At 60.4% G+C, this 14,107-nt stretch carries 15 protein-coding genes; 8 read left to right on the forward strand and 7 right to left on the reverse strand.

Annotated features, from left to right (window positions below; all coding sequences use genetic code 11):
• The first annotated feature begins 21 nt into the window (after window positions 1-21).
• Window positions 22-252, forward strand: coding sequence for a hypothetical protein (locus CRO75_RS23045; protein WP_007921740.1), 231 nt, complete (start codon window positions 22-24; stop codon window positions 250-252).
• Window positions 253-264: 12 nt separating this feature from the next.
• Here the strand turns inward: CRO75_RS23045 and CRO75_RS23050 are convergent, their stop codons facing one another.
• Both CRO75_RS23050 and CRO75_RS23055 read right to left on the reverse strand, forming a co-directional pair.
• Window positions 265-546 carry a hypothetical protein gene (locus CRO75_RS23050; RefSeq protein ID WP_007921741.1) on the reverse strand — a complete coding sequence of 94 codons (282 nt, stop codon included), beginning with the start codon at window positions 544-546 and terminating at the stop codon, window positions 265-267.
• A 154-nt stretch (window positions 547-700) separates the two neighbouring features.
• A complete protein-coding gene (locus CRO75_RS23055) occupies window positions 701-889 on the reverse strand; it encodes a hypothetical protein (protein WP_007921742.1) in 189 nt (62 codons plus the stop codon).
• Between the two features lie 362 nt (window positions 890-1,251).
• On the opposite strand from CRO75_RS23055, the gene galU reads away from it, so the two are divergent.
• Together galU and gorA are read left to right on the forward strand one after the other, a co-directional pair.
• Complete coding sequence (galU, locus tag CRO75_RS23060; RefSeq protein WP_011061681.1) at window positions 1,252-2,091, forward strand: UTP--glucose-1-phosphate uridylyltransferase GalU; 840 nt, start codon at window positions 1,252-1,254, stop codon at window positions 2,089-2,091.
• A gap of 131 nt (window positions 2,092-2,222) precedes the next feature.
• Window positions 2,223-3,581, forward strand: a complete 1,359-nt coding sequence (gorA, locus tag CRO75_RS23065; protein ID WP_097138458.1) for a glutathione-disulfide reductase — start codon at window positions 2,223-2,225, stop codon at window positions 3,579-3,581.
• Here the strand turns inward: gorA and CRO75_RS23070 are convergent.
• Window positions 3,578-4,612 carry a DNA-binding protein gene (locus CRO75_RS23070; RefSeq protein WP_097138461.1) on the reverse strand — a complete coding sequence of 345 codons (1,035 nt, stop codon included), beginning with the start codon at window positions 4,610-4,612 and terminating at the stop codon, window positions 3,578-3,580. The genes gorA and CRO75_RS23070 overlap by 4 nt on opposite strands.
• Window positions 4,613-4,790: 178 nt before the next feature.
• Between CRO75_RS23070 and CRO75_RS23075 the strand changes: the two genes are divergently transcribed.
• From CRO75_RS23075 to ahpF, 3 genes are all read left to right on the forward strand, one after another.
• Window positions 4,791-5,729 carry a site-specific integrase gene (locus tag CRO75_RS23075; protein ID WP_097138462.1) on the forward strand — a complete coding sequence of 313 codons (939 nt, stop codon included), beginning with the start codon at window positions 4,791-4,793 and terminating at the stop codon, window positions 5,727-5,729.
• Between the two features lie 151 nt (window positions 5,730-5,880).
• Window positions 5,881-6,444 (forward strand): alkyl hydroperoxide reductase subunit C, encoded by a 564-nt coding sequence (gene ahpC / locus CRO75_RS23080; protein ID WP_007921754.1) that lies wholly within the window; start codon window positions 5,881-5,883, stop codon window positions 6,442-6,444.
• Window positions 6,445-6,567: 123 nt separating this feature from the next.
• Window positions 6,568-8,133, forward strand: coding sequence for an alkyl hydroperoxide reductase subunit F (gene ahpF / locus CRO75_RS23085; RefSeq protein WP_085530631.1), 1,566 nt, complete (start codon window positions 6,568-6,570; stop codon window positions 8,131-8,133).
• Between the two features lie 167 nt (window positions 8,134-8,300).
• On the opposite strand, the gene gloA is transcribed toward ahpF, so the two are convergent.
• Entirely contained in the window at window positions 8,301-8,822 is a 522-nt protein-coding gene (gene gloA / locus CRO75_RS23090; RefSeq protein WP_097138464.1) for a lactoylglutathione lyase, read from the reverse strand.
• Window positions 8,823-9,016: 194 nt separating this feature from the next.
• On the opposite strand from gloA, the gene CRO75_RS23095 reads away from it, so the two are divergent.
• Window positions 9,017-9,544 (forward strand): DUF4946 domain-containing protein, encoded by a 528-nt coding sequence (locus CRO75_RS23095; protein WP_097138515.1) that lies wholly within the window; start codon window positions 9,017-9,019, stop codon window positions 9,542-9,544.
• A gap of 216 nt (window positions 9,545-9,760) precedes the next feature.
• Here CRO75_RS23095 and CRO75_RS23100 read toward each other — a convergent pair whose 3' ends face one another.
• The 3 genes from CRO75_RS23100 to CRO75_RS23110 form a co-directional block, all read right to left on the reverse strand.
• Entirely contained in the window at window positions 9,761-10,126 is a 366-nt protein-coding gene (locus tag CRO75_RS23100) for a histone-like nucleoid-structuring protein, MvaT/MvaU family (protein WP_009044214.1), read from the reverse strand.
• 244 nt (window positions 10,127-10,370) lie between these two features.
• Window positions 10,371-11,909, reverse strand: coding sequence for an EAL domain-containing protein (locus tag CRO75_RS23105; protein ID WP_097138466.1), 1,539 nt, complete (start codon window positions 11,907-11,909; stop codon window positions 10,371-10,373).
• 120 nt (window positions 11,910-12,029) lie between these two features.
• On the reverse strand, window positions 12,030-12,905 hold the full coding sequence (locus CRO75_RS23110) for a LysR family transcriptional regulator (RefSeq protein WP_097138469.1): 876 nt from the start codon (window positions 12,903-12,905) through the stop codon (window positions 12,030-12,032).
• 79 nt (window positions 12,906-12,984) lie between these two features.
• Here CRO75_RS23110 and CRO75_RS23115 point away from each other — a divergent pair, with 79 nt between their 5' ends.
• Window positions 12,985-13,932 (forward strand): EamA family transporter, encoded by a 948-nt coding sequence (locus CRO75_RS23115; protein WP_097138470.1) that lies wholly within the window; start codon window positions 12,985-12,987, stop codon window positions 13,930-13,932.
• The last annotated feature ends 175 nt before the right edge of the window (window positions 13,933-14,107 follow it).

The following is a 14,107-nucleotide window of genomic DNA, read 5'->3' on the forward strand; positions in this document are numbered from 1 at the left end:
CATCGTTTTTTGGGAGAAAGCATGAAGCGCGAAACAGTCCGGGAGAGGCATGCGGAGGGGCATATCTCTGCGACCCATGTGATTCAGAATCCGGCGAATTCCGGGGAATGGATCGTGTTCTTCAAGAAAAGCGCGGGGCGCAGCTATTTTCTGGTGGATGACAACGATGAAGTCGAGTCATTCGACCGACTGGACGACCTGATCGAAACCATTCGCAACCTGGGCATCAAGTTTGCCGAGATTCATATGTAGGCAGGGCGTCTGTTACTTGCAGACCACTACGACGCTGCGGCTTTTGTAGTTGCCAACGTCCGCCCCCAGGGTCTTGTCGCTTTCCTTGAGCGACGGCGTGCCGTCGGTGCCGATGATCCGATAGCCGGTGCCAGCACAGGAGGCGTCGGCCTTTTCATAGCAACTGGCCCAGGAGCTGGCTTCGCCGGAGCAATCGATGCTCAGGCCTTGCTCGCCGTTCTCCAGGTAGGTATCGGAAACGGTGGCGCATCCGCTCAGGGCCAGTACCGCAGTCAGTGCCAGAAGTTTGTGCATGGGTGTGGTCGTCATCGAGAAGTTGAGCCCCGGGGGAGGGCTGGACACCCTTGGCGAGCGTCTGGGACGAGATGCTATAGCGAACCGCCACTGCGGTATAGGCCGGCATGAAAAAGCCCTGCGCGGGGCAGGGCTCTTCGGTGCAGAGGCCGTCTCAGGACTTGGGGCTGCGACGCGCCGAGGCGTGGCCTGCGGAATCTTCGAACACCGATGCCACTTCGACCGCCATCGCTTCGCTGGCGAAAGGTCCGGCGACGTTCTCGCCCTGGGCGCTGACCAACCACCACTGGCCGTCTTTCAACTGCTTGATCTGGTAACCGTTTACGCTTTTTGTTGCCGACATCTATCTGCCTCGTTGGCGGGGTTCAAGGGCGCCATGATAGCGGTAAACGAGTTCCTGTAAGCGTGCGGACAAGGGCGGGACGCAGAAAATTAAGGCTTTGCAGCCAGATGGCGGTTTACGGCGCGGGCTATCTGTACGATGCTGCGAAGCCGTGTTGGCAAGCCGGTTCGAAACGATGTGCGGAGCGCGCGGAACAATGTGCGCAGCTATGTGCAGAACAAGGCGGGGAACTATGTGGGGAACTATCCGCGGCAATATTTCTCTTAGATGGCAGCGGTTAGCCACTGCGACCCATTGTAAGGCGCACGCGGCCTGATTAGACTGCGCCGAAATTCGTACGTACAGCCCTTTTAAGGACTCATATGATCAAGAAATGCTTGTTCCCAGCAGCCGGTTACGGTACTCGCTTCCTGCCAGCGACTAAAGCCATGCCCAAAGAAATGCTGCCGGTGGTGAACAAGCCACTGATCCAGTACGGCGTTGAAGAAGCGCTGGATGCCGGTCTGAACGAAATCTCCATCGTCACCGGTCGCGGCAAGCGCGCCCTGGAAGACCACTTCGACATCAGCTATGAGCTGGAAAACCAGATCAAGGGCACCGACAAGGAAAAATACCTGGTCGGTATCCGCAAGCTGCTGGACGAGTGCTCGTTCTCCTACACCCGTCAGACTGAGATGAAAGGCCTGGGTCACGCGATCCTGACCGGCCGTCCACTGATCGGCGACGAGCCGTTCGCCGTGGTCCTGGCGGACGACCTGTGCGTGAACCTGGAAGGCGACGGCGTACTGACCCAGATGGTCAAGCTGTACAAGCAGTTCCGCTGCTCGATCGTGGCCATCCAGGAAGTCGATCCGCAGGAAACCAACAAGTACGGTGTAATCGCCGGCGAGATGATCCGCGACGACATCTACCGCGTACACAGCATGGTCGAGAAGCCAAAGCCGGAAGATGCCCCGTCGAACCTGGCGATCATCGGCCGTTACATCCTGACTCCGGACATCTTCGACCTGATCGAGCAGACCGAGCCAGGCAAGGGTGGTGAAATCCAGATCACTGACGCCCTGATGAAGCAGGCCCAGAATGGCTGCGTCATGGCCTACAAGTTCAAGGGCAAGCGTTTCGACTGCGGTGGCGCCGAAGGCTACATCGACGCGACCAACTTCTGCTTCGAGAACTTCTACAAGACCGGCAAGGCTTACTGATAGCCCGCTTTGCCCTTGTACTGAAAAGCCACCTTCGGGTGGCTTTTTCGTTTTATGCCTCTATGTAAATCCTCTAGCGCTGACCGGATACGCATCTGCGGTTATGCTGTCAGCCTGCCTGGGAGAGTGAAATGGCCTACGATTTTGATCTTTATGTAATTGGCGCCGGTTCCGGCGGTGTGCGTTCGGCGCGGTTCGCCGCGGGTTTTGGCGCGAAAGTCGCGGTCGCCGAAAGCCGCTATCTGGGTGGTACCTGTGTCAACGTCGGCTGCGTGCCGAAAAAACTGCTGGTGTACGGCGCCCACTTCGCCGAAGACTTCGAGCAGTCCGCTGGCTTCGGCTGGAGCCTGGGCGAAGCCGACTTCGACTGGGCCACGCTGATCGCCAACAAGGATCGCGAGATCAATCGCCTGAACGGCATCTATCGCAATCTGCTGGTCAACAGCGGCGTGACCCTGCACGAAGGCCACGCCAGGCTGATCGACCCGCACCAGGTGGAGATCAATGGCCAGCGCTACACCGCCAGGCACATCCTGATCGCCACTGGTGGCTGGCCGCAGATCCCGGATATTCCGGGGCGCGAACACGCCATCAGCTCCAACGAGGCGTTTTTCCTCAAGGAACTGCCCAAGCGCATCCTGGTGGTGGGCGGCGGTTATATCGCGGTGGAGTTCGCCGGGATCTTCCATGGCCTGGGCGCGGACACCAAGTTGCTGTATCGCGGCGAGCTGTTCCTGCGTGGCTTCGATGGTGCGGTGCGCAAGCACTTGCAGGAAGAACTGACCAAGCGTGGGCTCGACCTGCAGTTCAATGCCGATATCGAGCGCATCGAAAAGCAGGCTGACGGTAGCCTGAAGGTCACGCTCAAGGATGGTCGCGAGCTGGCCACCGATTGTGTGTTCTACGCCACCGGCCGGCGGCCGATGCTCGACAACCTGGGGCTGGAAAATACCGGGGTGAAGCTCGACAAGCGTGGCTTCATCGAGGTCGATGAGCAGTACCAGAGCGCCGAGCCGTCGATCCTGGCGATTGGCGATGTGATCGGGCGTGTGCAGTTGACGCCGGTGGCCCTGGCCGAAGGCATGGCTGTGGCGCGGCGTCTGTTCAAGCCGGAGCAGTATCGTCCGGTGGACTACAACATGATCCCGACCGCAGTGTTCAGCCTGCCGAATATCGGCACCGTTGGCCTGACCGAAGAGCAGGCGCGGGAAGCCGGGCACAAGGTGCAGATCTTCGAAAGCCGCTTCCGGCCGATGAAGCTGACCCTGACCGAGTGCCAGGAGCGCACGCTGATGAAGCTGGTGGTGGATGCCGAGACCGACAAGGTGCTGGGCTGCCATATGGTCGGCCCGGACGCCGGCGAGATCGTCCAGGGCCTGGCGATTGCCTTGAAGGCCGGCGCCACCAAGCGTGACTTCGACGAAACCATCGGGGTGCACCCGACGGCCGCCGAAGAGTTTGTCACCATGCGCACGCCGGTCGCCGGTTAAGCCTGCTCTGGCGGCTCCGGCCGCGGCTCTTCTGTTTCTGGCTGCGCCTCGGCCTTCGCGGCGGCAGCCCGTTGCAGGGCCTCCAGGCTGGCCTCGGCCTTGGTAGCGCGCAGTTCCAGTTGTCGATTGTCCTGCAACTGCTGCTCCAGGTTCTGCTTGAACTCATGACTTTCCAGCAAGGCGACGCGCAGGCGTTCCTGGAGGAGGGTGTGTTCGCTGTTCAAGCGGGTGGATTGCTCCAGCAACTGGCCAAGCTTGCTGTCGGTTTTCTGTGCCTGCTCCTGTGCCTGGCGCAACTCTTTCTGGGTGGCGCGCTGCTCGCTGGTCAGGCGTTCGTTGTCGCGGTGCAGTTGGGTGATCTCGTCCTGGCGCACCAATGCGCTTTGCTGGGCCTGGCGCAGTTCCTGTTGCACCTGCTGCAGTTGGCCTTCATGGCGGCGCTGATCCTGTTCGCGCTGCTCCTTGACCGCGCTGCGGTAATGCTCGAGGGCGTCCCGGGCGTGCAGGTGCTTTTCTTCCAGTGAACGAATCTGCTCGTCCTTGTCTTTCAGGCGCAATTCGAAGTCGGCCAGGGCCTGGTTCAGTCCGGCATTGCGTGTCTGTTCGCTCTGCAGGGTGGCGCGGGTTTCCTGCAGCAGCCTGCTTTCGCTGGCCAGGGCTGCAGCCTGGGTCTGCAATTGCTGCTGCAGCTGGGCCTGCGCCTGTTTGGCCGCGGCCTGCTGCGCCGCCAGTTCCTGATTCATTTCCTCCACTTGCGCCTGGGCCTGCGCCACGGGCTCCTGAGCCTGTTCGCGCAGGCGCTGGGCCATGCGCTGGATCAGTTCCGTCAGTTCTTCTTCCAAGGCTTCCTGCGGCGCGGCGCGGCGGGCTTCGCTTTGCTCCAGCTCCTTCAGGTAGCGGTGAATGGTGGTTTTCGAGCCGGTATTGCCCATTTCGATGCGCACCGCATCGATGCTGGGGTGTTCGCCGCGAGCGAGGATTGCCGAACGGGCAATTTGCACCACCGCCTTGTTAACGCCGCCACGAGCCATGGGATCTCCTACGATTACGTACTTTTTTACGTGGTATGTATAAAGTGTAATTGTACAATAAAATCAAAGATAAATATTCTAATTATTGACATGGGATATACTGGTATTACCCCGTGTCATAGCCAGAACGCCCTGTTGCCATCCGCTATTTCCGTACGCAAGACGAGTCGAACAAGCCATGAGTGATCTGGATCGTTATCTGTATGCCGCGACCCGCGACAACACCCGGCGCAGTTACCGGGCGGCCATCGAGCATTTCGAGGTGACCTGGGGCGGGTTCCTGCCGGCGACCAGCGACAGCGTGGCGCGTTATCTGGCGGCGTATGCGGGGGAGCTGTCGATCAACACCCTGAAGTTGCGGCTCTCGGCCCTGGCGCAATGGCACAACAGCCAGGGTTTCGCCGACCCGACCAAGGCGCCGGTGGTGCGCCAGGTGTTCAAGGGCATTCGCGCCCTGCACCCGGCCCAGGAAAAACAGGCCGAGCCTTTGCAGTTGCAGCATCTGGAGCAGGTAATCGCCTGGCTGGAGCAGGAAGCCATCCAGGCCCGGCTCGATGACAATCAACCGGCGCTGCTGCGGGCGCGGCGTGACAGCGCGCTGATTCTCCTGGGATTCTGGCGCGGCTTTCGCAGCGATGAGTTGTGCCGGCTACGGATTGAGCATGTGCAGGCGGTGGCGGGTTCCGGCATCAGCCTGTATCTGCCCCGCAGCAAGAGCGACCGCGACAACCTCGGCAAGACCTGGCATACTCCGGCGCTGCGCCGGTTGTGCCCGGTCCAGGCCTATATCGAGTGGATCAGCACCGCGGCCCTGGTGCGCGGGCCGGTGTTCCGTGGCATCGACCGCTGGGGCCATTTGGGCGAGGAGGGCCTGCACGCCAATAGCGTGATCCCGTTATTGCGCCAGGCGCTGGAGCGCGCCGGGGTCGCCGCAGACCAGTACACCAGCCACTCCCTGCGCCGCGGCTTTGCCACCTGGGCCCACCGCAGCGGCTGGGACCTCAAGTCGCTGATGAGCTATGTCGGCTGGAAGGACATCAAGTCGGCCATGCGTTACGTTGAGGCCAGCCCATTTCTCGGCATGGCCCTGAGCCAGGAAAAGCCGGTCGGCGAGTAAATACGCATTTCTTCTATTAATACTGCGCGCTAATAGCCAAACCTAATCAGCAGCATCAGCTTTGCCAATGAGCCTTGGCTGGGAGCATTGGTTAGGATTCTCCCCATCAAGTTTTCAACCCAAGTTTTTACCCACTGATGGAGAATCACCGATGCCTATCATCAACAGCCAAGTCAAACCGTTCAAAGCAACCGCCTTCAAGAATGGCGAGTTCATCGAAGTGTCGGACGCCACCCTGAAAGGCAAATGGTCCGTCGTGTTCTTCTACCCGGCTGACTTCACCTTCGTTTGCCCAACCGAGCTGGAAGACCTGGCAGACAACTACGCCGAATTCCAGAAACTGGGCGTGGAAATCTACAGCGTTTCGACCGACACCCACTTCGCCCACGCTGCCTGGCACAACACTTCGCCAGCCATCGGCAAGATCCGCTACACCATGATCGGCGACCCGACCCTGGCCATCTCCCGCAACTTCGACGTGCTGATCGAAGAAGCCGGTCTGGCTGACCGTGGCACCTTCGTGATCAACCCTGAAGGCCAGATCAAGATCGTTGAAATCAACGACGGCGGTGTCGGCCGTGACGCTTCCGAGCTGCTGCGCAAGATCAAGGCCGCTCAATACGTCGCTGCCCACCCAGGCGAAGTCTGCCCAGCCAAGTGGAAAGAAGGCGAGGCTACCCTGGCTCCTTCCCTGGACCTGGTCGGCAAGATCTAAGCCTGTGACTCGCTACAGCAGGGCGGACCGCCGCACCTAAGTCAGCTGCACCGCCCCCAAGAACGCCCGGGCGAGATTCGCTCGGGCGTTTTTTTTCGATCTGAATAAAAGGAAATCGCCCGTATGTTGGACGCCAATCTTAAAGCCCAGTTGAAGTCATACCTGGAACGGGTCACCCAGCCGATCGAGATCGTTGCCTCTCTCGACGACGGTGCGAAATCCCAGGAAATGCTCGAATTGCTGAAAGACGTTGCCAGTCTTTCCAGCCAGATTACCTTGCTCGACAACGGTAACGATGTTCGTAAACCATCGTTCTCGATCAATCGCCCGGGAAGCGATATCAGCCTGCGTTTCGCCGGTATCCCCATGGGCCACGAATTCACTTCCCTGGTGCTGGCCTTGCTGCAAGTCGGCGGCCACCCCTCGAAAGCCAGTGTCGAAGTGATCGAACAGATCCGCGCCCTCAAAGGCGAGTTCAACTTCGAGACTTACTTCTCGCTGTCCTGCCAGAACTGCCCGGACGTGGTCCAGGCGCTGAACCTGATGGCGGTGCTGAACCCGAACATCCGCCACGTCGCCATCGACGGCGCGCTGTTCCAGGACGAAGTCAACGATCGCAAGATCATGGCGGTCCCCAGTGTCTACCTCAATGGCGTGAACTTTGGCCAGGGCCGCATGGGCCTGGAAGAAATCCTCGGCAAGCTCGACACCGGGGCCATCGAGAAACAGGCGGAAAAAATCAGTGCCAAGGACGCCTTCGACGTCCTGGTGGTCGGCGGTGGCCCGGCCGGTGCGTCGGCGGCGATCTACGCAGCCCGTAAAGGTATCCGCACCGGTGTCGCGGCCGAGCGTTTTGGCGGCCAGGTGCTGGACACCATGGCCATCGAGAACTTTGTCTCGGTCCAGGAAACCGAAGGGCCGAAACTGGCCAGTGCCCTGGAAGAGCACGTTCGCCAGTACGACGTCGACATCATGAACCTGCAGCGTGCCAGCGCACTGGTACCGGCCAAGGAAGTCGGCGGCCTGCACGAAGTGCGTTTCGAAAGCGGCGCGAGCCTCAAGGCCAAGTCGCTGATCCTGGCCACTGGTGCCCGCTGGCGCGAGATGGGTGTGCCCGGCGAGCAGGAATACAAGGCCAAGGGCGTGTGCTTCTGCCCGCACTGCGACGGTCCGCTGTTCAAGGGCAAGCGCGTGGCGGTGATCGGTGGTGGTAACTCCGGCGTCGAAGCGGCCATCGACCTGGCGGGTATCGTCAGCCACGTGACCCTGCTGGAGTTCGACAGCAAGCTGCGCGCCGATGCCGTGCTGCAACGCAAGCTGTACAGCCTGGCGAACGTCAACGTGATCACCAGCGCGCTGACCAGCGAAGTCAAGGGTGACGGCCAGAAGGTCACCGGCCTGGTGTACAAGGACCGCGATTCGGGCGAGTTCAACACCGTCGACCTGGAAGGTATCTTCGTGCAGATCGGCCTGTTGCCGAACACCGACTGGCTCAAAGGCACCGTCGAGCTGTCGCCCCGTGGCGAGATCATTGTCGATGCCCGTGGCGAGACTTCGCTGCCCGGCGTGTTTGCCGCCGGTGACGTGACTACCGTGCCGTACAAGCAGATCGTGATCGCGGTAGGCGAGGGCGCCAAGGCCTCGCTGAGCGCCTTCGACCACCTGATCCGCACTTCCGCGCCGGCCTGAGTCGACCGCGGAAAAAACAAAACCCCATGAGCCTTGGCTCATGGGGTTTTTATTTGCACCCGTCGCTTCTGTAGGAGCGAAGCTTGCTCGCGATCAACGATGACGCGGTGGATCAATCAAGCCGCTGCCTATCTAGGCACGTCTTGCTCCTGCAGGAAAAACGCGAGTTACAGCGGTGCCGGCTGGATGATTTCAACCCAGTAGCCATCCGGGTCCTTGATAAAGGCCAGGCTCTTCATGCGACCGTCGTTCAGGCGCTTCTGGAAATCGCAGCCCAGGGCTTCGAAGCGCTCGCAGGCGGCGACGATATCCGGCACCGAAATGCAGATATGGCCAAAGCCGCGCGGGTCGGTGTTGCCGTTGTGATAGGCGAAGTCCGCATCGTTCTCGGTGCCGTGGTTGTGGGTCAGCTCGAGGATGCCGGGGATCGACTTCATCCACTCGGTACGGGCCGCGGCGTCGGCCGGGATCTGCGCCTTGTCCACTAGGGCGAGGAAGTACAGGCTGAATTCGGCTTCGGGGAAGTCGCGTTTTTCCACCAGCGAGAAACCCAGGACCCGGGTGTAGAAGTCCAGGGACTTGGTGATGTCCTTGACCCGCAGCATGGTGTGGTTGAACACGAAGTTGGCGGTGGCGGTGTCAGACTGGGCGGTTACGCCGGGGAAAGTATTGAGTTCGTGCAGGCTCATGGGCCCTCCGGAAAAGAAGTGGGCAAGAATACTCATGCTAATGAGCCCCTGGCTTGCAGGGCTTCGGGCGTCCTTGCGGTCGGGTAATGATACGCAAGAGCGGCAGGGCGCACCAAACACAAAGCTACGAATCTGTTGCCCGATAGTCGTGCCAGCCTCAGACTTCAAGGCTCGTCCCTTACGTGTTCATGACCATGCGCTTATCGTTCAAAAACCTGTGTCTGCTTGCCCCCTGGCTTCTGGTTCCGGCCCTGGCCGAGGCGGCGGACCCGGTGATCACCTGGCCCGGCGGCTGGCAGATCGAAGAGTTGCCACAGGCGCAAGAACAACCGGCCAAGGTATTCCGCCAGCGTGCAGTGAAGAACGATGCCGGCGGCACGCCGCTGATGGTCATGGAGTTGACCATGACTCAGGTTGAAAGCGGACATCAGGTCAATCTGCAGGCGGTCTTGCTGGAAATGCGCAAGTCGGTGCAGAAGGACTTCGGGCGCGGCGGTTATCAAAGTGTATGCACGCGCATTCATGACACGACATTGAGTCGCCTGGCGGCGCTGGAAACCACTTGCACCATTACCGAAAACGGCCGTCATGTGTTGTCGCAAACACTGGTGGCGGCTGTCGATGGCGATAAGGCCTATGTATTGTCTTATGCCGGACAGGCTGCGGTTTATGCCGAAAGTCAGGAGGAAATCCGTGGGGTGCGAAGTAGCCTGAAACTTTAGCGGGGTGCTACGTCGGCCAGCACAGCTCATGCATCTGAACTAAGTACAAAGTTGTAGGGTCGAGCGCGGGATTGGGTACGTAGCTGCAGTTCCAGCTGGGTGTTTATTGCCGCCCAGGCAATCCAGGGGTTGCAACTTATTCGATTTCGAAACAAAGCGCCTTCGCTTAAAGCTAAAGACCCTGCATTGGCAGGGTCTTTTATATACATCGGTTGCTTAACCGCGCAGCCAGGAATCTACAGTGGCGGCGCCGTACTGTTCTTTCCAGGCTTTAAGGCCACGGTGATTGCCGCCCTTGGTTTCGATCAACTCGCCGGTGTGCGGGTTCTGGTAAACCTTGACCACGCGTGCACGACGGGTTTTCGGCGCGCCCGAGAGCGGCAGAGCGGATTTGCCCGGATGAGGATCGAGAATGGCGATAATGTCGCGCAGGCTTTTGCCGTAGGTCTTCATCAGGCCCTGGAGCTTTTCTTCGAACTCGATTTCTTTCTTGAGTCCGGCGTCGTTCTTCAGGGATTCCAGCTGGGCGAGCTGTTCTTGAAGGGCCTTTTCTGCTGCACGAAATTCAGCGAGTCTGGACAATATCTTTACTCCAATAGTGTATTTGGCTGATACCAACCGCAAACAAAGCTATAAGCCAAGAGTCTTAGTACGACTCGATTATAATGGCCCACCTGTGAATCTTGTACAGGCTTGAAAAATTGTAGTAGTTAATCTGGCGCAAGTAAATCACGTCGTTGTTGATGCACACAATTTGTCATCTTCTGATTCAAATTGGTGCGCGAAACAATTACCGAGTTCAATAAATCTTCATGAAAATGGCTATTTAGTGGCGCGCCAGTGCTTGTAGGAACTCTTCCCCGGGCATTGGTCTGCCGAATAAGTAGCCCTGCAGGAAGTCGACGCCATGGGCGGCCAGATAGTCCTGTTGTTCCACTGTTTCCACGCCCTCGGCGACTATCCCCAGTTCGAGCTTGCCCGAGAGTTCGATGATGCTGTCGAGTATGTGCCGGGACAGAGCGTCGACTCCAATCATGGCCACGAAGCTCTGGTCGATCTTCAGGTAATCGACATTGAACTTGCGCAAGTAACCCAGGCTTGAATGGCCGGTACCGAAGTCGTCGATGGCGATCATCACCCCCAACTTGTGCAGTTCCTCGAACAGGCTGTGGGTGATCGCGGTCGGTTCTATCAGTTCGCGTTCGGTCAGTTCCAGGACCAGCCTCACCTTGCCCGGCGGGAACATGCCGAGAAACTGCCGGCAGTCCTCCAGCAGTTCCAGGTCCTGGCAATGGCTGGCAGTGATATTGATGCCGATATGAAAGTCGTCGATGAAGGCCGGGGCGTGGGGCGCCAGCAGCAGGGCGGTCTGCTGCATCAGCGAACGGGTCATGGGCACGATCAGGCCGGAGTGCTCGGCGAAGGGAATGAACAGGTCCGGACGCACCAGGCCTTCCCGGGGATGTTTCCAGCGCATCAGCACTTCAATGCCGGCCCACTGTTTCGTGTCACCGCGGACCACGGGCTGGAAGTACGGGATGAACTCCGCCGCTTCCAGGGCGCGCTGCAGTTCATGGCTGGGCGACGACGAGCGTTTTTGCAGCCAGTGGCCAAGGGCCGCCGCCAGCGCCCCGAAGAAGATCAGCAGGCTGAACAGGGCAGGGTACTGGGACTTCATGTAGAGCCAGATATCGCCCTCGGGAAACCCCGCGTTGACGCTGTAGGGGTAGCGCGAAGAAGCCATCTGATAAGGGGCGACCGGGGGCGGCGGAGCGATGGATTCATGGACCTGGCCATCGTCGGCCAGCCAGTAGGGGCCGACTTGCAGTTGCAGGTGGGCATAGTGGCTGATCAGGTGCAGCACATTGCTCAGGTAATAACCGTCGATGGTGGCCAGGGCCGCGCGTTCGCCCTCTTGCAGGCGATAGACCAGCAGCGCGGTATTGGGCGTGACCGGGTTGCCATCCATCAACCACAGCTTGCCGTCGACATAGTCCGCCGGGTCCAGGGCGAACGAGGATGGGCCGAGCAGCGAGCTGCAATAGTTGTCATTGCGCCACACCAGATTGGTCGAGCGTACGAACGGGCGGCGGGTGACCTGCTCGCGCAGGGCCAGTTGCCGGAAATCGTCGCAGGGCTGGCCGACTTGCGCCAGCAGCGCCCGGGCGGCGATATCGGCGTTGTCGAGCATCAGGTCGAACTGGCGGATCGCTTCCTCGGCGGTCTGCTGGCTGCTGTGAATCAGCGCGCGCTCGGCCTGCATATAAAGGATCGCCACGCCCAGCACCACCGGCAGCAAGCCGATCAGCAAGGTTCGCAGGTTGCGGGTGGAGCGTTTCAACGGGCCTTTGGCGGTCAATGGCATGGAGGAAAAACCTGTGGCGAAGTAGGGGCCTGAGAGCGCTCAAAAGCCGGTGGGCGGTACGGCGGCAGGTCCGGCGGCATCCGGTCCATGGGCATGATAGACGGTGGTCCCGGGTTGCGCTCAGTCACCGCGATACAGGCTGCACGCCTGCTCGATAAAGGCCAGGGTCGCCGGCGACGATTGCCGCCGGTCCAGCACCGCCAGCCCTACCTGGCGCCGGGCGGGAGGTGACAGCGGCTTGATCAGGTAGCGCGGGTCGCTGGCCTCGGGCAGCGACAATTGTGCGACCAGGGTCAGGGCCTCGCCGCGGCCCACGGTCTCCAGGGTGCTGAGCAGTTGCGAGCTGCGATAGCGGATGTTGGGGCTGAGCCTGGCCGCGAGGAACAGCCGGGAAACCAGTTCGGCGGAACCGGCCTCGCTGAGGATGAACGGGTCGTCGCACAGCTCGGCGAGACTCACCGAGTCCTTGCTGGCCAGTGCATGCTGGCTGGGGATCAGCGCCACCATCTGGTCTTCCACCAGGGCGAAGCAGTCGAAGCGTTCCTGGGGCAGTACCACGAAACCGACATCGATGCGCCGTTCCTCCAGCCATTGCAGTACCTGGCGGTCGGGCCCCTCGTCGATGTGCACCTCGATACCGGGATGGGCCTGGCGGTAACGCTGAAGGATCGCCGGCAGCAGTTTCATCGACGAAGTCGGGCCGAACGAGCCGATGCGCAAGGTGCCGCGTTTCATGCCGCGGGCGTCGGCGGCTTCCTGTTCCATGGTGGCGGCCAGGCCGAGAATGGCGCGGGCCCGCAGCAATAATTGCTGGCCGATATCGGTGAGTTCCACCAGCGACTGATGCCGGCGGATCAGCTCGACCCCCAATTCCTGCTCCAGGGACTTGAGCGCATGGGACACTGCGGACTGGCTGATGCCCAGCCGGCTGGCGGCGCTGGTGAAACCGCGCAGCTCGGCCACCAGGGAGAAGATCTGCAGTTGGCTCAGGGTCATGAGTAAAAGCTCATTTTACGATGATCGGGCATTAGTCGAAGAATACCCGAACCTTCCTTTATCCGCGCCTCGGGGTCTTATGAAAACTGTCGATCAAACCTGTGCCGGGCCTTCCGATTGGCCGGTGTATTGCAAACTGGCGGCGGTCACCATGATCTGGGGCGGCACCTTCGTCGCCGGACGCCTGCTGGCCGGTACCCTGGAGCCTTTGCTGGCCGCCAGCCTGCGCTTTCTCCTGGCCAGCCTGGCCTTGCTGCTGTTCATGGCGATCGCCCGGATTGCCCTGGTGCGCCCGAGCCTAGCGCAGTTCGCCCAGCTGGCGCTGCTGGGGTTTTTCGGGATCTTTTTCTACAACCTGTGTTTCTTCGAGGGCCTGCAGTCGATCAATGCCTCGCGTGCCTCGTTGATCGTCGCCCTCAATCCGGCGGTGATCGCCCTGGCATCCTGGGCGCTGTTCAAGGAGCGCTTGAGTGGCGCCAAGCTGTTCGGCATTGCCTTGTGCCTGGGTGGAGCGGGGGGGGTGATCCTCAGCCGCGACCCGGGGGCCTTGTCCAGCGGGCCGGGCAGTGGGCGTGGGGACCTGCTGATTTTCGGCTGCGTGCTGGGCTGGGGCGTCTATTCGTTGTTTTCGCGCACCCTGAACCAGGCCCTGGGCCCGTTGCAGACCGTGACCTATTCGATCCTGCTGGGCACGGCAATGCTCTGCAGCACCGCGGCCCTGCGCGGCGAGGTACGGCTCGAAGCGCTGTCGAGCCTGACCCTGGAACAGGGCCTGAGTTTGTTGTACCTCGGCGTGCTGGGCTCGGCCCTGGCGTATATCTGGTATTACGACGGCCTGCGCAAGATCGGCGCGACCCGCTCGGGGGTGTTTATCGCGCTCAATCCGCTGACCGCGGTGATCCTTGGCGCATTGCTGCTGGACGAACGCCTGAGCCTGGCCATGTGCCTGGGCGGCGGGCTGATCCTGTGGGGCATTTACCAGTGCAACAAACCCCTTGCGAGCCTGGAAAAAAAGCGGATTTTATAGAGAGTGCGGACAAACAGTTTTACGCTGTGTAGAATCTGGTTACGCATACAATAATAAAGTCTTCTGGCAGCAGAAGCCTCGCCCCCCAGCCGGTAAGACAAGGGTCGACATGAAGATTCTCGGGTTTCAACTGATTTATGGTGATTTCCTCGCCCGCAGCGTGCGGGGCATCTCC

This window comes from Pseudomonas sp. LAMO17WK12:I10 (assembly GCF_900215185.1).
In the GTDB taxonomy this organism is placed as follows: Bacteria; Pseudomonadota; Gammaproteobacteria; order Pseudomonadales; family Pseudomonadaceae; genus Aquipseudomonas; species Aquipseudomonas chlororaphis.